Below are 23,091 nucleotides of genomic sequence, written 5' to 3' on the forward strand. Positions count from 1 at the left end.
GGTGGCCTTGTGGTGGCATACGACGATGACCTGGACACGTACGGTCACGATCACGTCTGAATACCGAACATTCGCTGCATGCCTGTTGCCCTGAGCGGACACCGCCACCCAGACTGAGCGCGCTTCACCGAGGACCCCTCGATTACGCGCCATGCGCAGGGCTGTGCCTTGCCGTCGCGGGCGGGGGGCCGGGGGTCGGCGGCGGAGGCGTACAGGTCGCAGCCCCGGGAGAACGCAGGTTCCGCTCGCTCTCACCACTGGGACAGGTACGACATGAATGGGATACCCCCGTCCGCGACCGCGCGTGAGCGGTCCGCGGACCAGGGAGGCGACGGCGGCACCCCGCTGTCCAACGGCCTCAAGCAGCGCCATCTGTCGATGATCGCCCTGGGCGGGGTGATCGGCGCCGGGCTCTTCGTCGGCTCCGGTGCGGGCATCGCCGCCGCCGGACCCTCGATCGTCCTGGCCTACGCGGTCTCCGGTGCGCTGGTCATGCTGATCATGCGGATGCTGGGGGAGATGGCCGCGGCGAACCCGGCGTCCGGGTCGTTCTCGGTGCACGCCGGGCGGTCGATCGGGCCGTGGGCCGGGTTCACCGCGGGCTGGATGTTCACCGCGCTGCTCTGTGTGGCGGTGGCCGCCGAGGCGATCGGCGCCGCCGGGATCATGACGCAGTGGTTCCCGGGCACCCAGCCGTGGATGTGGGTACTGCTCTTCATGGTGATCTTCTGCGGGACCAACCTCGCGGCGGTCAGCAACTTCGGTGAGTTCGAGTTCTGGTTCGCCGCCCTGAAGGTCGCCGCGATCGGCATCTTCCTGATCCTGGGCCTGCTGGCGATCTTCGGCGCGCTGCCGGGCACCGCCGCGCCGGGCGCCTCCCATCTCACCGGCGACGGCGGCTTCCTGCCCAAGGGCGTGGACGGGCTGATGGTCGGCCTGCTGGCGTCGGTCTTCGCGTACGGCGGTCTGGAGACGGTGACGATCGCGGCTGCCGAGTCGAAGGACCCGGTGCGCGGGGTGGCGCGGGCGGTGCGGACCGCGATGTGGCGGATCGCCCTCTTCTACGTCGGCTCGATGGCGATCATCGTCACCGTCATCCCGTGGAACGAGTCCTCGATCACCAAGAGCGGCCCGTACGTCGCGGTCCTGGACTACCTGAAGATCCCGGCGGCCGGGCAGATCATGAACGTGGTCATCCTGGTGGCGCTGCTCTCCGCGATGAACGCCAACATCTACGGCTCGTCCCGGATGGCGTTCTCGCTGACCTCGCGCGGGCACGGCCCGGCGTTCCTCGGCAAGGTCAGCGGCGGGGTGCCGCGCCGTGCGGTGGTGCTCTGCTCGGCGTTCGGTTTCCTCGCGGTGCTCTTCAGCTTCTGGTGGCCGACGACGGTCTTCCAGTGGCTGCTCAACATGGTCGGCGCCGCGGTGCTGGTGGTGTGGGGCTTCATCGCCGCCGCCCAGCTGCGGATGCGCCGTCAGCTGGAGCGGGAGGCGCCGGAGAAGCTGGTCGTGAAGATGTGGGCGTTCCCGGTCCTGACGTGGGTGGCGCTGGCCGGTATCGCGGCGGTGCTGCTGCTGATGCTGCGCGACGGCGACCAGCGGGTCCAGCTGCTGTTCACCGGCGGGTTCGCGCTGGTGCTGGCCGTGATCGGGCTGCTGCGCTCGAAGGTGGGCCGCACCCCCGTCGACGGCGAGCGGCCCGCGGCCGGCTGACCGGACCGCACCCTCGCGTACGAGGCGGGGGGGGGGGCCCCCCGGGGGGGCCCCCCCCCCCCCGCTTTTTGGGCCCGCGGGCCCCCCCCCCCCCGCGCGGGGTGGCCCCCCCCCGCACCACGACAAGCACCACGCGGCCTATGTGAAGGGTGCGAACGACACCCTGGAGCAGCTTGCCGAGGCCCGCGACAAGGGCCAGTGGGGCGGCATCAACGGGCTGGAGAAGAACCTCGCGTTCCACCTCTCCGGGCACATCCTGCACAGCATCTACTGGCACAACATGAGCGGTGACGGCGGCGGCGAGCCCGACGCCAAGGACGGTGTGGGCGAGCTGGCCGACGCCATCGCCGAGAGCTTCGGTTCGTACGCCGGTTTCAAGGCCCAGCTGACGAAGGCCGCCGCCACCACGCAGGGCTCCGGCTGGGGCGTGCTCGCCTACGAGGCGGTCAGCGGCCGGCTGATCGTCGAGCAGATCTACGACCACCAGGGCAACGTCGGCCAGGGCTCGGTCCCGATCCTGGTCTTCGACGCCTGGGAGCACGCCTTCTACCTCCAGTACAAGAACCAGAAGGTCGACTTCATCGAGGCGATGTGGCAGGTCGTCAACTGGCAGGACGTGGCCAAGCGCTACGCCGCCGCCAAGGAGCGCGCGAACACGCTGCTGCTGGCGCCGTGACACCCCCCGTGCGTCCTGCCTCGTGATCGTCTTCTCAACCTTCACCCGGCAGGCGGAAGAACGGCAGGGCCCCGCGAGGACGTGACTCGCGGGGCCCTGCCCATTGCCGGAGAAGGCTCAGTCGAAGACCGGACCGGCCGTGCGGGTCCGCTTGATCTCGTAGAAGCCGGGGACGGAGGCGACCATCAGGGTGCCGTCCCACAGCCGGGCGGCCTCCTCGCCCTTGGGGGCGGGCGTGACGACGGGGCCGAAGAAGGCGATCCGCCCGCCGTCCGCGCCGGGCACCGCGATGACCGGCGTGCCGACGTCCTGCCCGACCAGTTCGATGCCCTCCTTGTGGGAGGCGCGCAGCGCGGTGTCGTACGCGTCGGAGTCCGCGGCGTCGATCAGCTCGGCGGGGAGCCCGGCGTCGGCGAGGGCGGCGACGAGCGCGGCGCGGTCGCGGCCCATGCCCTCGTGGTGCATCCGGGTGCCGAGCGCGGTGTAGAGCGGGCCGAGGACGTCGCTGCCGAAGCGCTGCTCGGCGGCGGTGCAGACCCGCACCGGGGCCCAGGAGCTGCCGCCGGGCCGCATCGGCTCGGCGTACTCCGGCGGGAGGTCGTCGAGACGGTTCTCGTTGAGCACCGCGAGGCTCATGACGTGCCAGCGGACCTCGACCGGGCGGACCTTCTCCACCTCCAGCATCCAACGGGACGTCATCCAGGCCCAGGGGCACAGCGGATCGAACCAGAAGTCGGCGGGGGTCTTCGCGGTGTCGGACACAGGCTCTCCTCGGGTGCGGTGGGTGCCGGGGCGTACGCCGGTCGGCGCCCGCTTCAACAGAGTGCGGCCGTGCCATGATTCCCGTGTTCGACCGGTGGACCACGGAACCGGAAGAAGACCACGAAAAGGACGAAGGAGTCAGAGCGTGCCAGGTGAGAATCTGTCCCGGGACGAGGCCCACGAGCGCGGACGGCTGCTGAGCGTCGACGGGTACGACGTGGCGCTGGACGTGCGGTCGGCGGTGAAGGGCGAGGACACCTTCCGCTCGCTGACCACCATCCGCTTCCGCTGCGCCGAGCCGGGCGCCACCACCTTCGCGGATCTGCTGGCGCCGTCGGTGACGTCGGTGACGCTCAACGGCACGGTCCTGGACCCGGCGGCGGTCTTCGACGGCACCCGCATCACCCTCGCCGGTCTCGCGGCGGAGAACACCCTCACCGTCGACGCGCAGTGCGCCTACAGCCGCACCGGCGAGGGGCTGCACCGCTTCGTGGACCCCGAGGACGGCGAGGTCTACCTCTACACCCAGTACGAGCCCGCGGACGCCCGCCGGGTCTTCACCACCTTCGAACAGCCCGACCTGAAGGCGCCGTTCACCTTCGAGGTGACCGCGCCCGAGGAGTGGCTGGTGCTGAGCAACGGCGCGGAGGAGGGCGAGCCGTCCGGCGGCCACCACCGCTTCGTGACGACGCGGCCGATCTCCACGTACATCACCGCGGTGGTCGCCGGGCCGTACCACTACGAGCGGGACAGCTACCGGCGGACGTTCGAGGACGGCACGGAGCTGACGGTCCCGCTGGGCGCGCTCTGCCGCAAGGGGCTGGCCAAGCACTTCGACGCGGCCGACATCTTCACCGTCACCAAGCAGGGCCTGGACTTCTTCCACGACCACTTCGACTACCCGTACCCGTTCGGCAAGTACGACCAGGCGTTCGTCCCGGAGTACAACATCGGGGCGATGGAGAACCCGGGCTGTGTGACCTTCCGCGAGGAGTTCGTCTTCCGCGGCAAGGTCACCGAGGCGGCGTACGAGCGCCGGGCCAACGTCATCCTGCACGAGATGGCGCACATGTGGTTCGGCGACCTGGTCACCATGGAGTGGTGGGACGACCTGTGGCTCAAGGAGTCGTTCGCCGACTACATGGGCGCGCTGTCGCTGGTGGAGGCGACGCGCTTCACCAACGGCTGGATCACCTTCGCCAACAACCGCAAGTCCTGGGCCTACCGCGCCGACCAGCTGCCCTCCACCCACCCGGTCACCGCCGACATCCGTGACCTGGAGGACGCCAAGCTCAACTTCGACGGCATCACGTACGCCAAGGGCGCCTCGGTCCTCAAGCAGCTGGTGGCGTACGCGGGACGGGACGCGTTCCTGGAGGGCGCCCGCCGCTACTTCAAGCGTCACGCCTACGGCAACACCCGGCTGGGCGATCTGCTGTCGGTGCTGGAGGAGACCTCCGGCCGCGACATGGCCGCCTGGTCGCGCGCCTGGCTCCAGACCGCCGGGGTCAACGCGCTGACCCCGCAGGTCACCTATGACGCCCAGGACCGCATCACCGAACTCGCCGTCCTCCAGGAAGCCGCCGCCTCCCACCCGGAGCTGCGGCCGCACCGGGTGGCGGTCGGTCTCTACCGGCGCTCGGACGCGGACGGCGCGCTGGTGCGCTACGCCCGCGCCGAGGTCGACGTCGCAGGTCCCCACACCGTCGTCACGGAGCTGACCGGCGCCGAGCGGCCCGAGCTGATCCTCGTCAACGACGACGACCTGACGTACTGCAAGACCCGCTTCGACGAGGGCTCGCTCGCCACCCTCCGCGCCCACCTCGGCGACCTCACCGATCCTCTGGCCCGTGCGCAGTGCTGGTCGGCGGTGTGGGGGCTGACCCGTGACGGGCTGATGCCGGCCCGCGACCACCTCGACCTGGTGCTGCGGTTCGCCGGGCGGGAGAGCGACATCGGCGTGCTCCAGACGCTGCAGGGGCAGGCGCAGGGGGCGCTCCGGTCGTACACGGCGCCGGAGTACCAGGAGGCGGCGGCGCGGGCGCTGGCCGAGGGCGCGCTGCACGAGCTGCGGCTCGCGGCGCCCGGCAGCGACCACCAGCTGGCCTGGGCCCGGCACTTCGCCGCGGTCGCCACCCAGCCGTCCGACCTCCAGCTGCTGCGCGGTCTGCTGGACGGCACCGCGCGGATCGACGGTCTGGAGGTCGACCAGGAGCTGCGCTGGGCGTTCCTGGCGTCGCTGGCGTCGGAGGGCGCGGCGGACGCCGCCGCCGTCGACGCCGAGCTGTCCCGCGACGACACCGCGTCCGGCAGGCGCCACCAGATCCGCTGCCTGGCCGCCCGGCCGGACGCCGCGGTCAAGGCGCGGGCGTGGGCCGACGTGGTGGAGTCCGACACCCTGTCCAACGCGCTGGTGGAGGCCACCATCAGCGGCTTCGCCCGGCCCGGCCAGGGCGAGCTGCTGGCGCCGTACGGCGAGCGGTACTTCGCGGCGCTGGAGCGGATCTGGCGGGAGCGGTCGATCGAGATCGGGATGGCCGTGGTCCGCGGGCTCTTCCCGTTCTGGCAGATCGAGCAGGCCACGCTGGACGCCACCGACGCCTGGCTGACCGAGCACCCGGACGCCGCGCCCGCGCTGCGCCGTCTGGTGTCGGAGCAGCGCGACGACCTGGCGCGCGCGCTGCGGGCCCGGGCCTGCGACGCGGCGGCGGGCCCGCGGGACTGACGGACACCGGGGCCGGCCGGTCCGGGGCGGTGGGCCGACCGGCCCGCGGGCGCCCGGCCGGTCGGCCCCGCCCCGAACACCCGTGCAGCTGAACGGAGTTGTCCGCTTCCTGCCACAGGTGTGTAACAACCGTGAGCGGGCACCCCGCGCGCGGGAAAAGTGCCGGGCATGACCCAGGACACCCCGCTCTCCCCGCTCCCCCGCACCGACGGCCGCAGCCCGCTGGTCACCGCGCACCGGTTGCGCGAGCGGGGCGTCACGGCCGCCGAGACCGCCGGGCGCTGCCGCCCCGGCGGCCCCTGGCGCGAGGTGCTGCCCGGTGTGTACCTGCTGCACCCGGGGCCGCCGTCCACCGAGGAGCGGCTGCGGGCCGCCGTGCTGTACGCGGCCGAGCGCGGCCCGTCGGTCCCGTACCAGGGCGGTGGGGTGCGGCCGGGGGCGCGGGCGATGCTGACCGGTCCGGCGGCGCTGGCGCTGCACGGCGTCGCCGCCGCTCCCCCGCTGCCCTCGCTCAACCGGCTGCACGTCCTGGTGGGCCGCGGGCGGCGGCTGCGCTCGGCGGGGTTCGCCCGCGTCGTGCGCTCCGCGGAGCTGCCCGGGCCCGAGGAGGTCGACGGGCTGCCGGTCGCCCCGGTGGCGCGGGCGCTCGCCGACACGGTGGCGACGCTGACGGACGCGGCGGCGGTACGGCATCTGGTGACGGAGGCGGTCCGCGACGGGCACGCCGAGGCCGCCGCGGTCGTCGGCGAGCTGCGCCGGGCCCGGCTGGCGGCGCGCCCGCACGTGGTGGACACGGTGGCGCTGCTGCTGGCCGGGGACCGCGGCCACGCCGAGGACCGGCTCTACGCGCTGGTGCGCCACCACGGACTGCCGGACCCGCTGTGGAACGTCGGTCTGCGGCTGCCGGACGGCCCGCACCTGGGCGGGGTGGACGCGTACTGGCCCGCCGAGGCGGTGGCGGTGGAGATCGACACGGCGGCGCCCGACGGGGACGGCACGCTGCCCGGCGCGGCCTGGATCCGTAAGCGCGAGCAGGTGGAGCGGCTGGGCATCACGGTGATCCGCTGCACCCCGGACGGGCTGCGCCGGGCCCCCGCCGAGCAGGCGGTGGTGGTGCGGACGGCCCTGATGGCGGCGGCGGACCGGGAACCGGCGGCGGTGGTGATCGCGCCGCGGTAGCGCACCGGCGGGGGCGGGCCGCCCGGACGGGCCCGGGGTGCCGCCGGTACCGGCCCGGGGTGCCGCGGCGCTCAGGCGCGGATCCGGTAGCAGACCACCGCACGCCGCGGGCCCTCCGGGGCGGTGGGGTCCTCGTGGTCGTCGGCCGGGTCGTGGACCATGCCGAGGCGTTCCATGACGGCGCGGGAGCGGGTGTTGGTCGCGGTGGTCAGCGCCAGGATCTCGGACAGGCCGAGCGTGGTGAAGCCGAAGTCGAGGCAGGCGCGGCCGGCCTCGGTGGCATAGCCGTGGCCCCAGGCGTGGCGGGCCAGCCGCCAGCCGACCTCCACGCCGTGGCACGGCAGGCTCCCCTCCTCGACGCGGTCGAACCCGGCGAATCCCAGGAACGCGCCGCTCGCCCGCTCCGCCACCGCCCACCAGCCGTAGCCGCGCTCGGCGAACTCGGCGCGGAAGCGGGCGACGGAAGCGTCGCTCTGTGCGCGGGTGAGCGGGGCGCCGAGGTGGCGGCGGACCTCCGGGTCGGCGTTCATCGCGGCCCAGGGCGCGAGATCGCTCTCCTGCCACTCGCGCAGCAGCAGACGGGCGGTGTGCAGACGGGGGACGGACCGGGTGGCAGCCATCCGGTCAGCCAACGGCGGCGCGGGCCGGGTGTCCAGCGAATTTCGGTGCCGGGCGCGCCCGGCGCCGCCGGTCAGCGCCGTCGTAGCACCAGCTCCAGGTTCCGGTCGGTGGCCTCGCCCGCCAGGTCCTTACGGGCCTTGGGGGCGTTGGCGGCCAGTTCCCGGTAGAGGGCGGCGAGGCCGGGTGCCGAGAGGTCGGCGGGGTCGGCGCGGTGCGGGGCCGCGGATTCGACGAGGGTGGTGAAGAGCGACAGCGTGCCGTCGTGGTTGTCGGTCAGCTCGACGACCCGGGCGAGCTGCGGGAAGTCGATGTGGGAGGCGGTGGAGACCTCCCAGAAGCCCGGGTGCGCGGTGACCTCGTTGCGGTGGCTGTGCCCGTTGATCCAGGCGACGACGGACGGATGGGCGGAGAACAGCGCGGCCAGCTCGGCGCCGGTGTGCCGCTTCTCGTGCGGGCGGGCCGGGTCGGGGCGGGTGTTGTCCATCGTCGCGGAGGTGTGGTGGCTGAAGACCAGCACATGGCGGGCGCCGTCGCGTTCGTTCGCCGCCAGTGTCCGGCGCAGCCAGGCGAACTGCTCCGCGCCGACCGAGCCGGTGTAGTGACCGGCCGGGTCGGTGGTGTCGAGGCTGATGCCGAGGACGTCGTCGGCGACGTCGAAGGTGTAGTGGAGGCGGCCGTCGGCGAGGTGGTCGGCGGTGTAGCCGTGGCCGTGCGGACCCGGGCCGGTGTGGGCCGGGTCGAGGTGGGCGCGGAGGTACTCGGTTCGGGTGAACGGCGCCCGCCGCGGGTCCGGGGTGACGTGCCGGGCCTTCTTCGCCTGTGCCCGCAGCAGCTCCTTGAAGTCCTCGCCGCGCGGGTCGAGGCCCTTGCGGACGGCCTTCCAGACCTGGGCGGCGCGGTCGGCGGGGAGCGTCTCCAGCTTGCGGTCGCCGGTGGCGACGGCGGTGAGGAACGGGTCGCCGGGCGCGTAGCAGCCGCCGGGCAGCGAGTCGTGGTTGCCGACGGTGGAGTACCACGGCATCCGCAGGCCGGGGCTGGTCAGGGGGCGGATCGCGGCGTCGAGGAAGCCGTCGATGCGGGGGAAGCCGAGGCGTTTGTCGGCGTCGCGCAGGGCGCTGCCGGGCTGCCAGTAGAGGGCGAGACCGCTGTCCTGGACGCCTTCGTAGCGGCGCGGGTCGCCGGAGTTCGGGGTGATCCGGCCGCCGCTCATGGAGGTGAGGAACCAGTCCAGCTCCAGGCGCGAGTTGTTGTCGGTGTTGTCGCCGGTGGTCATCACGAAGGCGAGCGGGGCGCCGGTCGCCGGTCCGCCGGGCAGCGCGTTGACCCGTTCGATCAGCGAGACGACCCCGGCGACGGAGAGCGCCTCCTGCGGCCGCCAGGCGCTGGCCGTCTCGGCGCGCAGGTACTCGTACCGCAGCGGGCTCTGCACATCGACCAGGTGCAGGTCGGTGAAGTGCACGAACGAGGCGAGGGCGGTGCGGCGCGCGGCGCGCCCGGGGTGGGCGGCGGCCAGCTCGGTGCGGACCAGCCGCCGCCAGCCGGGTCCGTCGCCGAGCCGCCGGTAGCCGCCGGTGCCGTGCGGGGTGGCGACGGAGGTGAGGGTGGTGCCGCGGGTGTACGGGACGCCGGGGACGGCCGGGGCGTCGACGGGCACGGGGGCCACCGGGGCGGGGCCATCCGGGGGTGTGGCGGCCGCGGCGGGCCGGTCGCCGCCGCCGAAGGCGAGGCCGAGACCGGCGGCGGCGCCGACCGCGCCGGTGGCGGCGAGGAAGGCGCGGCGGTCGAGGGCGGAGGCGGCGGGCCGTGTGCGGGACATGCGCGGACTCCCCGGTTGCGTGGGCGCGGGCGGCCGGGCAGCTCAACTGCCCGCTCACCGGGGATGCTTGGCAGCGGGGGTGTCGGCGGCGTGAACGCCACCGCAACAGCCGTGGCCCATCACCGCACAGGGATCACCGCCCCGCACGGCCCCCTCCGGCGCCGTCCCCGCCACCCGGTGACGCGTGCCACGTATCGGAACGGATTGGACAAGGCGACGGGGTTCACACACATGATGGGGACACTTCTGAGCAGGTGTTCCCCAGAGAAGCACCGATGTCAGGTCAGGAAAGAGGGAGTTCCATGAGGATCGGAATCGTCGGAGCCACCGGCCAGGTCGGCGGCGTGATGCGGGGCATTCTCGCCGAGCGGAAGTTCCCGGTCGAGCAGCTGCGCCTGTTCGCTTCGGCGCGGTCCGCCGGACGCACCCTGCCCTGGCAGGACACCGAGATCACCATCGAGGACGCCGCCACCGCCGACTTCTCCGGCCTGGACATCGTGCTGTTCTCGGCGGGCGGGGCGACCTCCAAGGCGCTGGCGCCGAAGGTCGCGAACGCCGGTCCGGTCGTGATCGACAACTCCTCCGCCTGGCGCCGTGACCCCGAGGTCCCGCTGGTGGTCTCCGAGGTCAACCCGTCGGCGGTCACCGAGCGCCCCAAGGGCATCATCGCCAACCCGAACTGCACCACCATGGCCGCCATGCCGGTGCTGCGCCCGCTGCACGACGAGGCCGGGCTGGTCTCGCTGGTGGCCTCGACCTACCAGGCGGTCTCCGGCAGTGGCCTCGCCGGTGTCGAGGAGCTGAACGGGCAGGTCCGCAAGGCCGTCGAGCAGGACGCCACCCGGCTGACGCACGACGGCGCGGCCGTGGACTTCCCCGAGCCGACGAAGTACGTCGCCCCGATCGCGTTCAACGTGCTGCCGATGGCCGGTGCGATCGTCGACGACGGGCTGCACGAGACCGACGAGGAGCAGAAGCTCCGCCACGAGAGCCGCAAGATCCTCGGCATCCCGGAGCTGAAGGTCTCCGGCACCTGTGTGCGGGTCCCGGTCTTCACCGGCCACTCCCTCCAGCTCAACGCCCGCTTCGCCCGTCCGCTGAGCGTGGCCCGCGCCCAGGAGCTGCTGGCCGCCGCCCCCGGCGTCACCCTCTCCGACGTGCCGACCCCGCTCCAGGCGGCCGGTCAGGACGTCTCCTTCGTGGGCCGTATCCGTGCGGACGAGACCGCGGAGAACGGCCTGTCGCTGTTCGTCTCCGGCGACAACCTCCGCAAGGGCGCCGCCCTCAACGCCGTCCAGATCGCCGAACTGGTCGCGGCGGAGCTGCGCGGCTGAGCCCGCCCCCGATTTCCGCGAGGCGCCCGCCGGTCCCCGGCGGGCGCCTCGCTCACTCAGCGGTCCGCGCGGCCGTCTCCCCCGGGAACCCGCTGGTGTCGACGGAGAACTTCCGGCCGTCGGACAGCTCCATCTCGACCACGTCTCCGTACCGGTACGTGCTGCTCTTCTCGTACTGTGCACCGGCCGCGCCCTCGTGCAGGGTGCACACACGGGTGAACGGGTCGATGATCAGGTAGGTCTCGATGCCGAAGCGGCTGTATTTGGCCACCTTCGTCACGTAATCGTTGGTGTCTGCCGCCGTCGAGACGACTTCGATGGCCGCGACGACATCCATGTAGACGTAGCGCTTGCCGCGCGGCTGCGCGTCGAGGTCGAGGATCGCGAGGTCCGGAGCCAGGGAGGTCTCTCCCGGGAAGTCGATCCCCACGTCGAAGACGAGGGGCACCTCCTCTCCCAGCTCGCGCTCCGCCTGCCGGATCAGACTGCGGATGGTGTTCGACTGGGTCGGGCTCTGCGGCGTCATGATCACCTTTCCGTCGATGATCTCAACGACGTAACCCTCGATACGGCTCTGTGCCTCGACATCCCGCCAGAGTCGGTCGAGAACCGCCATGGCCACCACCTCCTAGTGCCGACTGCCTCTTCGATCACAGTACCCACCGACCCCGACAATGCGGGCGTGGAAGGATGGCCGCACCCCGCAGACGAGGACTCTTACGAGGAGATGACCTGGTGCCTGGCACGAACCTGACCCGCGACGAGGCACAGCAGCGGGCGCGGCTGCTGACCGTGGACGCGTACGAGATCGTTCTCGACCTCTCCGGCGCGCAGGAGGGCGGCACCTTCCGGTCCGTCACGACGGTGCGCTTCGACTGCGCCGAGGCGGGCGCCGAGAGCTTCATCGACCTGATCGCGCCGACCGTGCACGAGGTGCGCCTCAACGGCACCGCGCTGGATCCGGCCGAGGTCTTCGCCGACTCCCGGATCGCGCTGCCCGCGCTGGTGGCCGGGGGCAACGAGCTGACCGTCGTCGCCGACTGCGCCTACACCAACACCGGCGAGGGGCTGCACCGCTTCGTCGACCCGGTCGACCGGCAGGCGTACCTCTACACGCAGTTCGAGGTGCCGGACGCCCGCCGGGTGTTCGCCTCCTTCGAGCAGCCGGACCTGAAGGCGACGTTCGCGTTCACCGTCACCGCGCCCGAGGGCTGGACGGTGATCTCCAACTCGCCGACGCCGGAGCCCGAGGGCACGGTCTGGACGTTCGCGCCCACGCCGCGCATCTCGACGTACATCACCGCGCTGATCGCCGGTCCGTACCACAGCGTGCACAGCACGTGGGAGGGCTCGGACGGCCGGAGCGTGCCGCTGGGCATCTACTGCCGGCCCTCGCTCGCCGAGCACCTGGACGCCGAGGAGATCTTCGACGTCACCCGGCAGGGCTTCGACTGGTTCCAGGAGAAGTTCGACTACGCGTACCCCTTCGAGAAGTACGACCAGCTCTTCGTGCCGGAGTTCAACGCCGGGGCGATGGAGAACGCGGGCGCGGTCACCATCCGCGACCAGTACGTCTTCCGTTCGAAGGTGACGGACGCGGCGTACGAGACGCGCGCCGAGACCATCCTGCACGAGCTGGCGCACATGTGGTTCGGCGACCTCGTGACCATGGAGTGGTGGAACGACCTGTGGCTGAACGAGTCGTTCGCCACCTACACCTCGATCGCCTGCCAGGCGTACGCGCCGGGCTCGAAGTGGCCGCACTCGTGGACGACGTTCGCGAACTCCATGAAGACCTGGGCCTACCGCCAGGACCAGCTGCCCTCGACGCACCCGATCATGGCCGACATCCGTGACCTGGACGACGTCCTCGTCAACTTCGACGGCATCACCTACGCCAAGGGCGCCAGCGTCCTCAAGCAGCTCGTCGCGTACGTCGGCATGGACGCGTTCTTCCAGGGCGTGCAGGGCTACTTCAAGGAGCATGCCTTCGGCAACACCCGGCTGAGCGATCTGCTGGGCGCGCTGGAGAAGACCAGCGGCCGGGATCTGAAGACCTGGTCGAAGAAGTGGCTGGAGACCGCGGGCATCAACATCCTGCGGCCGGAGATCACCCTCGCCGCGGACGGCACCGTCGCCTCCTTCCACGTCCGGCAGGAGGCCCCCGCGCTGCCCGTCGGCGCCACCGGCGAGCCGGTGCTGCGCCCGCACCGCATCGCGATCGGCTGCTACGACCTGAAGGACGGCGCGCTGGTCCGCACCGACCGCATCGAGCTGGACGTGGACGGCGAGCTGACCGAGGTGCCGTTCCCGGCGGGCACCCGGCGGCCGGACGTCGTGCTCCTCAACGACGACGACCTGTCGTACGCCAAGGTCCGGCTGGACGAGGAGTCGCTGAAGGTCGTCACCGGCCACCTCGGTGACTTCGCCGAGTCGCTGCCGCGGGCGCTGTGCTGGGCGTCGGCGTGGGACATGACCCGCGACGGCGAGCTGCCCACCCGCGACTACCTGGCGCTGGTGCTCTCCGGCATCGGCAAGGAGTCGGACATCGGCGTCGTCCAGTCGCTGCACCGCCAGGTGAAGATGGCGCTGAGCGTGTACGCGGACCCGGCGTGGCGCGAGACCGGTCTCGCGCAGTGGGCGGACGCGGCGGTGGAGCAGCTGCGGGCGGCGGCGCCGGGCAGCGACCACCAGCTGGCGTGGGCCCGCGCGTTCGCCGCGGCGGCCCGCTCGGAGGCCCACCTCGACCTCGTCCAGGCGCTGCTGGACGGCACCGAGACGGTGCGGGGGCTGGCCATCGACACCGATCTGCGCTGGACGCTGCTGGGTCGGCTGGCGGCGACCGGCCGCGCCGACGAGCAGGCCATCGCGGCGGAGCTGGAGCGCGACCGCACCTCGGCGGGTGAGCAGCACGCGGCGTCCGCGCGGGCGGCCCGGCCGACGGCGGAGGCGAAGGCCGCCGCCTGGGCCGCGGTCGTCGAGGCGGACACGCTGCCCAACGCGGTGCAGGAGGCCGTCATCGGCGGCTTCCAGCAGCACGACCAGGAGGAGTTGCTGGCGCCGTACGCCGCGAAGTACTTCGACGCGGTGAAGGACGTCTGGGACGCGCGCAGCCACGAGATGGCGTCGCAGATCGCGAACGGCCTCTTCCCGGCGCTGCAGATCTCCCCGGAGACGCTGGAGGCGACGGACGCGTGGCTGGCGTCGGCGGAGCCGAGCGCGGCGCTGCGGCGGCTGGTCGTGGAGTCCCGGGCGGGCGTCGAGCGGGCGCTGAAGGCCCGCGCGGCGGACGCGGCAGCGGGCTGACCGGCCCTTTCCGTACGGGCGGGGCGCCCGGGACCGTGTGGTCCCGGGCGCCCCGTCCGTCTGTGGGCGGTGTGCCGCGGGCGTCAGCCGCCCAGTGCCGTGAAGCGCTCGCCGAGGGCTCGGCGGCCGTCCTCCGTGAGACCGCCGTGGACGCGCATCCGGGCGAGCCCGCCGTCGGGGAAGACGTCGAGGCGGATGTGGGTGGCGGTGACCGCCCCGGGCAGGGCGAAGCGGTGCGGGGTGTCGGGCTGGAGCCTGGTCCGGGGCAGGATCTCGAACCAGGAGCCCTCGTCCTCGGGGGTGCCGTCGCAGCCGTACAGCGCGGCCCAGCCCGCGGAGTTGCCCTTGAGGTAGGCGGTGTCGATCTCGATCGCGCGGATCTCGCCCCGGGCGGCGAGGCGGAAGCGGACCCAGTCGTTCGTGCCCTTGACCCGGCGGCGGCGGTTCTCCCAGCCGTCGTCCATCTTGCGGGAGAGGTCGGGCTGGATGATCTGGGTGGGCGAGGAGTAGAAGCGGTCGGAGGCGTCCTCCACCGCGCCGCCGTGCAGCACCGACGCCAGGTCGAAGGTGCCGAGGGCGGCCAGCCACGCCGGGTCGGGCACGACCTCGCCGTGGACCCGCAGCCGGGCGATGCCGCCGTCGGGGTGCTGCTTGAGCCGCAGATGCGTGAAGCGGCGCTCGGCGGTGACCTCGAAGCCGTTGGCGGCGTGGCCGCGGACCGGTGTGCGCGGGACGATCTCCTCCCACTTCACGTCGTCGGCGAGGAGTTCCTCCGGGCCGGGGCTGCCGGGGAGGGCGGTCGCCTCGACGGTGACCTGCTGCGGGTAGTTGCCGCGGAAGTGGGCGGTGTCGACGACGATGCCGCGGATCACGCCGGGGGCGGCGAGGCGGATCAGCGCCCAGTCGTGCTCGTCGTCGGTCGGGAAGGGGTGGTCCGCGTCCGCGCCGCGGCGCCGCCGGGTCTCCCAGCCGTCCATGATCTTGCCCTTGTGGCCGAAGCGCTCGGGGTCGAAGACCGCCGGGCCGGGCTTCAGCAGGTTCTCCCGCTCGGCGAAGAACTCGTCGTTCGCGGCGATCACCCCGGCGCCGAACCGCCGGTCGGCGAGGTCGACGAGGGAGGTGAAGGCGTAGTCACCGCCACGGTAGTCGGCGAAGGGGTCGCCGCCGCCGTACGGGGAGGCGTCGTTGGCGTGCGGATCGGTGGAGTCGGCCGGGGTGGTGGTCATCGTCGCCCTTCGGTGAAGTGAGGCGCCCTTCGGTGGTGCGGCGCTGCGGACCTCTCCACCGTCGCAGCGGCCACCCGGCAGGTCCATCGACAGTTCGTGAGGTCGTTGTTCAGGCGGACTGAACGGTGGGCGGTCCGTCCGGGGGCGCGCCGCCGTCCGCGGGCACCGTCCGGGCACCGGCGCGCGCCGCGGCGACCTGCTGGAGCGCGGCCAGCACCCGGGACAGGCCCGGCGCCCCCTCGGAGCCGCGGCGGGCGGCGGCGACCACATGGCGGCGCGGCTGGTCGGCGTGGAGGACCCGCAGCACGACGCCGGGGCCGCCGCCGGTGCCGCGGGCGGGCGCGCCGACGCCGGGCCGCGCCATCCGGGGCACCAGCGCGACGCCCATGCCCGCGGCGACCATCGCCCAGATCGCGTTCCAGTCGGCGGCGGCGTGCGCCTGCTCGGGGACGAACCCGGCGTTCTCGCAGGCGGCGGTGGTGATCTGCGACCAGGGTCCGCTGGAGCCGAAGATCCACGGTTCGCCCGCGAGATCGGCCAGCCGCAGCCCCGGTTCGGCGGCGAGCGGGTGCCCGGCGGGCAGCGCCACGTCCAGCGGGTCGGCGAGCAGCGAGAGGCGGCTGAACTTGGGGTCCCGGGGCGTGGGCGCGTGCGCCGCGAGGGAGAGCGCCAGATCGACGCTGCCCTCGGCCAGCAGCTCGTACGCGGCCTCCGCCTCGGCCTCGCGGACGGCGACGGCGAGCCCGGGGTGGGTGCGGCGCAGCTCCTGGACGGCGGGGACGACGAGGGCGGGGATGGCGGTGGAGAACGCGCCGATACGGACCCGGCCCGCCTCGCCGCGGAGATAGCCGAGGAGTTCCGCGTCGGCGCGCTCCAACTGGGCGAAGACGACGTCGGCGTGGCGGAGCACCAGATGGGCGGCGTCGGTCAGCCGCACCCGGCGGCCGTGGGCCTCCAGCAGCGGGACGCCGAGCGCCTTGGCGAGCCCGGCCAGTTGCTGGGAGACGGCCGACGGCGTCAGGTGCAGCGCCTCGGCGGTCGCGGTGACCGTGCCCAGTTCGTGCAGCGTACGCAGGATCCGCAGCTTCTTGATGTCCCAGTCGGCCATGCGGGCAGCGTACGCATCCGGGGGCGCGCCCCGGCGCCCCGCGGACCGGCTCACCGTCCGCCGCCCGCCCCCAGGACGACGCCCGCGACGATCAGCGCCATGCACACCACCTGGACGGCCCCGGCGCCCTCGCCCAGGACCGCGTACGACAGCAGCGCCACACAGACCGGCTGGAGGTAGTAGACGACCCCGGCGCGGGCGGCGCCGACCAGGGCGATCGCCTTGTTCCAGGTGAAGAAGGCGACGGCGGAGGAGAGGACGCCGATGTAGAGCAGCGGTCCGGCGGTGGCGGCGGTGAGCGGGAAGCCGCCCTCGACGGCGAGGCTCACCCCGTAGGCGGGCAGCAGCATCGCGGCGCCCAGGGCGAACGTCATGAAGAGGTAGGCGCGTTGGCCGATGCCGTCGGGGCGGCGGCGCAGCAGTGCGCTGTATCCGGCGAAGGTCGCGGTCGCGGCGAGCATCCACAGGTCGCCGGGGGCGAGATCGAGCCGGGCGAGGGCGGCCGGGGAGCCGCCGCCGACGAGGACGACCACCCCGGCCAGGGCGAGCAGCATCCCGGCGAGGCGGCGGGCGCCGAGCGGGGCGCCGTCGTCGGGGGCGCCGTCCGGTGCGGGCGTGGCGCGGCGCCGTCCGAGGCGGTCGAAGGCGGCGATCAGCAGCGGCGAACCGGCCGCGATCATCGCCATGTTGGTGGCGGAGGTGGTGCGTCCGGCCTGGTAGATGAGGGTGTTGAAGAGGGTGACGCCGAGCAGCGCGGCCCCGGCGAGGTGCGGCAGATGGCGGCGGACGGCGGGCCACTGCCGACGGACCTCGGGCAGGGTGAGGGGCGCGACGGCGACGAGCGCGACGATCCAGCGCCAGAAGGCGGTCTGGACCGGCGGCACCGTGGCGTGCAGGGCGCGGGCGATGACGAAGTTGCCGGACCAGATGACGGTCGCGGTGAGCGCGAGCGTCAGTCCGACGGCGCGCGCCGTGCCCGCGCGCGGGGTGCGGGGCCGTTCCAGAACTGCCACGGTGTCCTTTCGGTCGGTGGGAGGCCCACCCACCGTGGCAGTTCCGAAAACATCAGGTCCATCGAAACTTTCGACGCACTCCGTTCAGTCGAACTGAACGGTGCGTTCTACGAGGCGGCGCGGGCCGCCCGGCGCGCCTCGATGGCGGCGCGCCGCTCGTCGAACTTACGGGCCTGGTCGTCGAGGCCGCCCATGAACATCCCCAGCTCCTCCTGGGCCGCCAGACCGACCGGCCCGAGGCCGCCGATCTCCAGCACCTTGAGGTGGCGCAGCACCGGCTGGAGCACGTCGTCGTGGTGGATGCGGAGGTTGTAGATCCCGCCGATGGCCATCCGGGCGGCGGCCCGCTCGAAGCCGGGCATGCCGTGGCCGGGCATCCGGAAGGCGGTGACGACATCGCGGACGGCGGCCATGGTCTGGTCCGGGGCCAGCTCGAAGGCGGCCCGCAGGAGGTTGCGGTAGAAGACCATGTGGAGGTTCTCGTCGGTGGCGATCCGGGCCAGCATCCGGTCGCAGACCGGGTCACCGGAGTGGTGGCCGGTGTTCCGGTGCGAGATACGGGTGGCCAGCTCCTGGAACGCGACGTAGGCGACGGAGTGCAGCATGCTGTGGCTGTTGTCGGACTCGAACCCCTCCGACATGTGGGCCATCCGGAACCGCTCCAGCTCGACGGGGTCGACCGCGCGGCTGGTGAGCAGGTAGTCCCGCATCACGATGCCGTGCCGCCCCTCCTCGGCGGTCCAGCGGTGCACCCAGGTGCCCCAGGCGCCGTCGCGACCGAAGAGGGTGGCGATCTCGTGGTGGTAGCTGGGGAGGTTGTCCTCGGTGAGGAGGTTGACCACGAGAGCGATGCGGCCGATGTCGGTCACCTTGGACTGCTCGGGCGACCATGCCTCGCCGCCCATGACGCCGTCGAAGTTCCGGCCGTCGCTCCACGGCACGTACTCGTGGGGCATCCATTCCTTGGCGACCTTGAGGTGGCGGTTCAGCTCCTTCTCTACGACCTCTTCGAGCGCGTAGAGGAGGTGGGCGTCGCTCCAGGCACTGAGGCCAGGCTCTCCGTCGTGGCGGGCGGGGGCGATGGTCACGGGGGAACTCCTGGGGGACGATGACCTACGGAACCGTAGGTTGGACCTACGGCTCCGTAGGTTACGGCATCGTAGGTGAGGCCGAGTTAAGCCCCCGACCCACCAAATCCCCTTATTTCACCCCGTTCACCTGCGGAAACGACAAAGGGCGCCCTTCGGTTCTTACGAACCGAAGGGCGCCCTCGAAGGCGTCGGTGCCCGGTGTCAGACCTTGGGCCCGGCCTGCTTGCGGGACTTGTCGCCCACCATGACCAGCCCGGCGATGACCAGGAAGAGAACGATGGGGGCAGCGACGTAGAGGCCGAGCGTGGAGAGCACGCTCAGACCCGGACCCGGGTCGTCACCGTCGTCGCGGGTGAGCGCAAACGCGGGGGACGACATCAGCAGCATCAGCGCGGTGCCGGCCGTGACGGTTCCGGCGCGCAGGGCATTCTTCTTGACCTTGTTGCTCACGGACTCAACGTATAGGACGCCCCGGCCGCCCGCGCGCCCGGGGTGGCGCAAGGCGCCGCCGCCGGGGAAAGGGGGCGGCACGGACATCGGAGCGCCCGACCGGAGACCGTCAGACCTCCATGGACTCCGTACCCAGACCGGCGGCGGTCGGCTCGCTGGTCAGCGGCAGTTCGGCGGAGATCGGGACCTCGCTGGTGAGGGGGGCGTCGGCGGCGAGCGGCGGCTCGCTGGTCAGGGGCGGCTCGACGAAGCTGGCGGAGCCGGAGCCGTCCAGGCAGTCGGGGCCGGAGAGCCCGTCGAAGAGGTCCGGTTCCATGGGCCCGTCGCCGGGTTTGGAGGACAGGGCGTCGAGGAGCAACTGAGCGGACGCGGCCACGAGGGCCTCCCGTTCATCGGCAGTGGGACAAGGGCTGGACTACCCAGCGATCCGGATCACAGACGCGACCGGCCAGCAAACGTGACCCACATCACACCGTCCGGGACGGGCGATTTCACGGTACGGCCCGGGACACGGCGCACAGATTGCGGCCGGAGCCGCCCCGCGGCGGCAAGTTCTGCGGGGCGCACGGGCCGCCGGGGGAGGGGACGGTGCTCCCGCCCGCGCGGCGGCCCGCGCACCCCGGGCCGGGCCCGGCGCACGAAGGCCCGGAGCTATGCCGTCACGGCACTGATCCGGGCCAGGGCGTCGTCGGCGCCGTACGGCTGCAAATACGGCAGCCACCGCGGATCGCGGTGGCCCGTCCCGATGATCCGCCAGGCGAGGCCGGACGGCGGGGCCGGTTGATGCCGCAGCCGCCAGCCGATCTCGGCCACATGGCGGTCGGCCTTGACGTGGTTGCAGCGGCGGCAGGCGGCGACGACGTTCTCCCAGGTGTGCTGGCCGCCGCGGCTGCGGGGGATGACGTGGTCGACGCTGGTGGCGACCGCGCCGCAGTACATGCAGCGGCCGCCGTCGCGGGCGAAGAGCGCCCGCCGGGTGAGCGGGACGGGACCGCGGAAAGGCACCCGCACGAAGCGTTTGAGACGGACCACACTCGGGGCGGGGATGACGCGGGTCGCACTGTGCATCAGGGCGCCGGACTCCTCAAGGCTGACGGCCTTCTCATTGAGGACGAGGACGAGCGCGCGGCGGAGCGGTACGACGCCGAGCGGCTCGTACGACGCGTTGAGGACCAGGACATGCGGCACGGGTGCCTCCTTGTACGCCGGCGGCGCGTGGCTCGCGCCGGGACGATCTCCCCCAGTGTCACCCGGTGTCCGGGCGCGGCGCCACCATGACCGGGTAACGGGCCGGAGGTGTTTTCCGGCACGCCCCCTCAGTTCGCGCGGCACGGTGTTACTTCGCCCTCATTCGGGCGTACTCGTGGCGTTGCGGGAACGTCCGGGAAACCGCTGGCGTTCGAACAAGGGCGCGGTTCGGTTCCGTTGCCCCGTTAGTGTGGTGGCCGCCCGAGCCGCGGTGCCACCTCGGTCCCGGGCGTCCCGCCCCACACGGAAGGTTCTGCTGTGCACTGGTCAGCCATGGCGGTCTCCGCCGCGCCCTACAGCGCCGCCCCGGCGCCGGACGCCACCGGCCCGACCTCCTTCGAGGACGCGACGGAGAAGGCCACCAACGCGGCCGGATGGGTGCAGGAGAACTGGGGCAACTGGCTGGAGTCCGGCCTCCAGATCGTGCTCATCATCGTGATCGCGGTGGTGCTGCGGCATGTGGTGCGCCGCACCCTCACCCGGCTCATCGACCGGATGAACCGCACCGCGAACGCCGCCCAGGGCACCGCGCTCGGCGGGCTGCTGATCAACGCCGAGCGGCGGCGGCAGCGCTCCGAGGCGATCGGTTCGGTGCTGCGCTCCGTCGCCTCCTTCGTGATCATGGGCACCGCGGCGCTCACCGTGCTGTCGGTGCTCAAGATCAACCTGGCGCCGCTGCTGGCGAGCGCCGGTGTGGCCGGTGTCGCGATCGGTTTCGGCGCCCGCAACCTCGTCACCGACTTCCTCTCCGGCGTCTTCATGATCCTGGAGGACCAGTACGGCGTCGGCGACGAGATCGACGCCGGGGTGGCCACCGGCACCGTCATCGAGGTCGGTCTGCGGGTGACGAAGCTGCGCGGGCCGAACGGCGCGATCTGGTACATACGCAACGGCGAGGTCAAGCGGATCGGCAACCTCAGCCAGGGCTGGGCGACCGCCCATGTCGACGTACAGCTCGCCGCCGACCAGGACCTGCGGCTGGCCCACGAGGTCATCACCGCCGTCGGCGAGGAGATGTCCGCGGCCGAGCCGTGGAACGAGCAGCTGTGGGAGCCGGTGGAGGTGCTGGGCCTGAGCGAGGTCTCCCTGGACACGGTCACGCTGGGCGTTTCGGCCAAGACCATGCCGGGGAAGGCCGGGGGCGTCGAGCGGGAGCTGCGCTGGCGGATCAAGCAGGCGCTGGACCGCGCCGCGATCCGCCTCGCCCCACGCCCGGAGCCCGAGGAGGAGGACGAGGCGACGGACCCGTCCGCCGCGGTGGCCGCGCCGTCCGCGCTCAACAACCCGGACTCGCCGCAGTCCCTCGCCGCGGCGCCGATCGCCCGGCCGAAGCTGGGCAAGTAACGGCCCGCACCCCAGCCGCCCCACGGCCCCCGTACCGCACCGCGCGGTACGGGGGCCGTGTCGTGCGACGGGTCCCGCGGCGCGGTCAACGGCCGGGTGGTGGGCGGCAGATGACGGTCCGGCCACCTTCCGGAAAAGTCTTCGCGCGTAAACCATTGACGGCCCCTCGGGCCGCGCCCTACCGTCCTTGCACCGATTGGAAAGTTTCCTAACAGATGGTGGCGGGGCCACCGGGAACGGGGTGGGGGCGCACATGGCGGCAGCGGAAGCGGGGATGCCCGGAACGCCTCGGGTACTGCGGGCGATGAACGACCGGGCCGCACTCGACCTGCTCGTGTCCCAGGGGCCGTTGACCCGTACCCAGATCGGCGAGCTGACCGGTCTGTCGAAACCGACCGCCTCCCAGCTGCTGGCGCGGCTGGAGGCCGTCGGGCTGGTGCGGACCACCGGCAACGTCACCGGGCGGCCGGGGCCCAACGCCCAGCTCTACGAGGTCAACCCGTTCGTGGCGCAGGTCGCCGCGCTCGCCGTGGATCAGGAGGGGATCACGGCGGCCGTGGCCGACATCGCCGGGCAGGTGCGCGGCGAGGCGCGGGTGGGCACCGACGCGGTGGCCGAGGACGTCCCGCACCGCACCGCGCAGCTGGTCGCGGCGGCCGTCGACGGGGCGCTCGCCAAGGCCGGACTGGGCCGGGAGCAGCTGCACGGCGCGGTGATCGGTACACCCGGCGCGCTCGACCCGGGCACCGGGCGGCTGCGGTACGCGCCGCATCTGCCCGGCTGGCACTCGCGGGCCCTCAAGGAGGAGCTGGCGGAGGTCCTGGGCACGCCCATCGAGATCGAGAACGACGTCAACCTCGCGGCCGTCGCCGAGCAGCACGACGGCGCCGCCCAGGACTACGACGACTTCGTACTGGTCTGGGCGGACGAGGGCGTCGGCGCGGCGATCGTGCTGGGCGGTGTGCTGCTGCGCGGGGCGACCGGCGGCGCCGGGGAGATCGGCTACATGCCGCTGCCGGGGGCGCCGCTGGCGCGCGGCGGGGACCGCAGCGCCGCGCAGCCCGACGGCGGCGGCGGCTTCCAGAGCCTGGTCGGCGCGCCCAGCGTGGTCGAACTCGCCCACCGGCACGGCGCCCGGCAGGTCCGTACCGTCGAGGAGGCGCTGCGGGTCGACTCCGTCCGCGCGGAGGTGGCGGTGCGGATGGCCACCGGGCTGGCCGCGGTGGTGGCGGTCGTCGATCCGCAGCTGGTGGTGTTGTCCGGGGCGGTCGCGCACGCCGGTGGGGAGGAGCTGCGGGCGCTGGTCGAGGAGGAGTTCACCGGGCTCGCGCTGCCCCGGCCGGAAATCCGTATCAGCCATCTCGACGGCAATCCCATTCTCACCGGCGCCCTGCGCACGGCGCTCGCCGCCGCCCGCGACACCGTCTTCAACACGGCCTGAATTCTTGTTCCTCCGCACTTCCTCCTTCTCATTCCTCC

General features: G+C 72.9%; 18 protein-coding genes and 1 pseudogene. 8 read left to right on the plus strand and 11 right to left on the minus strand.

Features of this window, described 5'->3' with window-relative positions:
- The first annotated feature begins 273 nt into the window (after nt 1–273).
- Both IF23_RS0115440 and IF23_RS0115445 read left to right on the plus strand, forming a co-directional pair.
- A complete protein-coding gene (locus tag IF23_RS0115440) occupies nt 274–1,713 on the plus strand; it encodes an amino acid permease (RefSeq protein ID WP_051739589.1) in 1,440 nt (479 codons plus the stop codon).
- Between the two features lie 115 nt (nt 1,714–1,828).
- Nucleotides 1,829–2,389 (plus strand): annotated as a pseudogene (locus tag IF23_RS0115445) (superoxide dismutase); the annotation flags it as partial.
- Nucleotides 2,390–2,506: 117 nt separating this feature from the next.
- Here the strand turns inward: IF23_RS0115445 and IF23_RS0115450 are convergent.
- A complete protein-coding gene (locus tag IF23_RS0115450; protein WP_030283938.1) occupies nt 2,507–3,151 on the minus strand; it encodes a DsbA family protein in 645 nt (214 codons plus the stop codon).
- Nucleotides 3,152–3,296: 145 nt separating this feature from the next.
- Here IF23_RS0115450 and pepN (IF23_RS0115455) point away from each other — a divergent pair, with 145 nt between their 5' ends.
- Entirely contained in the window at nt 3,297–5,876 is a 2,580-nt protein-coding gene (gene pepN, locus IF23_RS0115455; RefSeq protein ID WP_030283941.1) for an aminopeptidase N, read from the plus strand.
- Nucleotides 5,877–6,044: 168 nt separating this feature from the next.
- Nucleotides 6,045–7,055: a hypothetical protein gene (locus tag IF23_RS0115460; RefSeq protein ID WP_030283942.1), complete on the plus strand. Its 1,011-nt coding sequence runs from the start codon at nt 6,045–6,047 to the stop codon at nt 7,053–7,055.
- 71 nt (nt 7,056–7,126) lie between these two features.
- Here IF23_RS0115460 and IF23_RS0115465 read toward each other — a convergent pair whose 3' ends face one another.
- Nucleotides 7,127–7,675: a GNAT family N-acetyltransferase gene (locus IF23_RS0115465; protein ID WP_030283944.1), complete on the minus strand. Its 549-nt coding sequence runs from the start codon at nt 7,673–7,675 to the stop codon at nt 7,127–7,129.
- Between the two features lie 71 nt (nt 7,676–7,746).
- On the minus strand, nt 7,747–9,492 hold the full coding sequence (locus IF23_RS0115470) for a TIGR03767 family metallophosphoesterase (RefSeq protein ID WP_030283946.1): 1,746 nt from the start codon (nt 9,490–9,492) through the stop codon (nt 7,747–7,749).
- Nucleotides 9,493–9,794: 302 nt separating this feature from the next.
- On the opposite strand from IF23_RS0115470, the gene IF23_RS0115475 reads away from it, so the two are divergent.
- A complete protein-coding gene (locus IF23_RS0115475; protein ID WP_030283948.1) occupies nt 9,795–10,826 on the plus strand; it encodes an aspartate-semialdehyde dehydrogenase in 1,032 nt (343 codons plus the stop codon).
- A 52-nt stretch (nt 10,827–10,878) separates the two neighbouring features.
- Here IF23_RS0115475 and IF23_RS0115480 read toward each other — a convergent pair whose 3' ends face one another.
- Nucleotides 10,879–11,442 carry a Uma2 family endonuclease gene (locus IF23_RS0115480; protein WP_030283950.1) on the minus strand — a complete coding sequence of 188 codons (564 nt, stop codon included), beginning with the start codon at nt 11,440–11,442 and terminating at the stop codon, nt 10,879–10,881.
- Between the two features lie 119 nt (nt 11,443–11,561).
- Between IF23_RS0115480 and pepN (IF23_RS0115485) the strand changes: the two genes are divergently transcribed.
- Entirely contained in the window at nt 11,562–14,132 is a 2,571-nt protein-coding gene (pepN, locus tag IF23_RS0115485; protein ID WP_030283952.1) for an aminopeptidase N, read from the plus strand.
- 83 nt (nt 14,133–14,215) lie between these two features.
- Here pepN (IF23_RS0115485) and alc read toward each other — a convergent pair whose 3' ends face one another.
- From alc to IF23_RS0115520, 7 genes are all read right to left on the minus strand, one after another.
- On the minus strand, nt 14,216–15,358 hold the full coding sequence (alc, locus tag IF23_RS0115490; RefSeq protein ID WP_030283954.1) for an allantoicase: 1,143 nt from the start codon (nt 15,356–15,358) through the stop codon (nt 14,216–14,218).
- Nucleotides 15,359–15,467: 109 nt separating this feature from the next.
- A complete protein-coding gene (locus tag IF23_RS0115495) occupies nt 15,468–16,466 on the minus strand; it encodes a LysR family transcriptional regulator (RefSeq protein ID WP_078653998.1) in 999 nt (332 codons plus the stop codon).
- Nucleotides 16,467–16,516: 50 nt separating this feature from the next.
- Nucleotides 16,517–17,479 carry an EamA family transporter gene (locus IF23_RS0115500; RefSeq protein WP_051739590.1) on the minus strand — a complete coding sequence of 321 codons (963 nt, stop codon included), beginning with the start codon at nt 17,477–17,479 and terminating at the stop codon, nt 16,517–16,519.
- A gap of 107 nt (nt 17,480–17,586) precedes the next feature.
- Nucleotides 17,587–18,567 carry an acyl-ACP desaturase gene (locus IF23_RS0115505; protein WP_030283959.1) on the minus strand — a complete coding sequence of 327 codons (981 nt, stop codon included), beginning with the start codon at nt 18,565–18,567 and terminating at the stop codon, nt 17,587–17,589.
- A gap of 204 nt (nt 18,568–18,771) precedes the next feature.
- Nucleotides 18,772–19,020, minus strand: coding sequence for a hypothetical protein (locus IF23_RS0115510; RefSeq protein WP_030283961.1), 249 nt, complete (start codon nt 19,018–19,020; stop codon nt 18,772–18,774).
- Between the two features lie 109 nt (nt 19,021–19,129).
- The gene (locus tag IF23_RS0115515) at nt 19,130–19,396 is read right to left on the minus strand and encodes a hypothetical protein (RefSeq protein WP_030283964.1); all 267 of its coding nucleotides are present in this window, start codon (nt 19,394–19,396) and stop codon (nt 19,130–19,132) included.
- A gap of 275 nt (nt 19,397–19,671) precedes the next feature.
- Nucleotides 19,672–20,208, minus strand: coding sequence for an HNH endonuclease (locus IF23_RS0115520; RefSeq protein ID WP_030283966.1), 537 nt, complete (start codon nt 20,206–20,208; stop codon nt 19,672–19,674).
- A 318-nt stretch (nt 20,209–20,526) separates the two neighbouring features.
- Here IF23_RS0115520 and IF23_RS0115525 point away from each other — a divergent pair, with 318 nt between their 5' ends.
- A complete protein-coding gene (locus tag IF23_RS0115525; protein ID WP_030283967.1) occupies nt 20,527–21,612 on the plus strand; it encodes a mechanosensitive ion channel domain-containing protein in 1,086 nt (361 codons plus the stop codon).
- 304 nt (nt 21,613–21,916) lie between these two features.
- Nucleotides 21,917–23,053, plus strand: coding sequence for an ROK family transcriptional regulator (locus tag IF23_RS0115530; protein ID WP_030283970.1), 1,137 nt, complete (start codon nt 21,917–21,919; stop codon nt 23,051–23,053).
- Nucleotides 23,054–23,091 lie beyond the last annotated feature (38 nt).

This window comes from Streptomyces catenulae (assembly GCF_000718015.1).
In the GTDB taxonomy this organism is placed as follows: Bacteria; Actinomycetota; Actinomycetes; order Streptomycetales; family Streptomycetaceae; genus Streptomyces; species Streptomyces catenulae.

Coding starts and splice junctions, on each gene's coding strand:
- IF23_RS0115465 (WP_030283944.1), bottom strand. CDS start 7,675: ATGGCTGCCACCCGGTCCGTCCCCCGTCTGCACACCGCCCGTCTGCTG.
- IF23_RS0115470 (WP_030283946.1), bottom strand. CDS start 9,492: ATGTCCCGCACACGGCCCGCCGCCTCCGCCCTCGACCGCCGCGCCTTC.
- IF23_RS0115460 (WP_030283942.1), top strand. CDS start 6,045: ATGACCCAGGACACCCCGCTCTCCCCGCTCCCCCGCACCGACGGCCGC.
- IF23_RS0115480 (WP_030283950.1), bottom strand. CDS start 11,442: ATGGCGGTTCTCGACCGACTCTGGCGGGATGTCGAGGCACAGAGCCGT.
- IF23_RS0115495 (WP_078653998.1), bottom strand. CDS start 16,466: ATGGCCGACTGGGACATCAAGAAGCTGCGGATCCTGCGTACGCTGCAC.
- IF23_RS0115440 (WP_051739589.1), top strand. CDS start 274: ATGAATGGGATACCCCCGTCCGCGACCGCGCGTGAGCGGTCCGCGGAC.
- IF23_RS0115475 (WP_030283948.1), top strand. CDS start 9,795: ATGAGGATCGGAATCGTCGGAGCCACCGGCCAGGTCGGCGGCGTGATG.
- IF23_RS0115530 (WP_030283970.1), top strand. CDS start 21,917: ATGAACGACCGGGCCGCACTCGACCTGCTCGTGTCCCAGGGGCCGTTG.
- alc (WP_030283954.1), bottom strand. CDS start 15,358: ATGACCACCACCCCGGCCGACTCCACCGATCCGCACGCCAACGACGCC.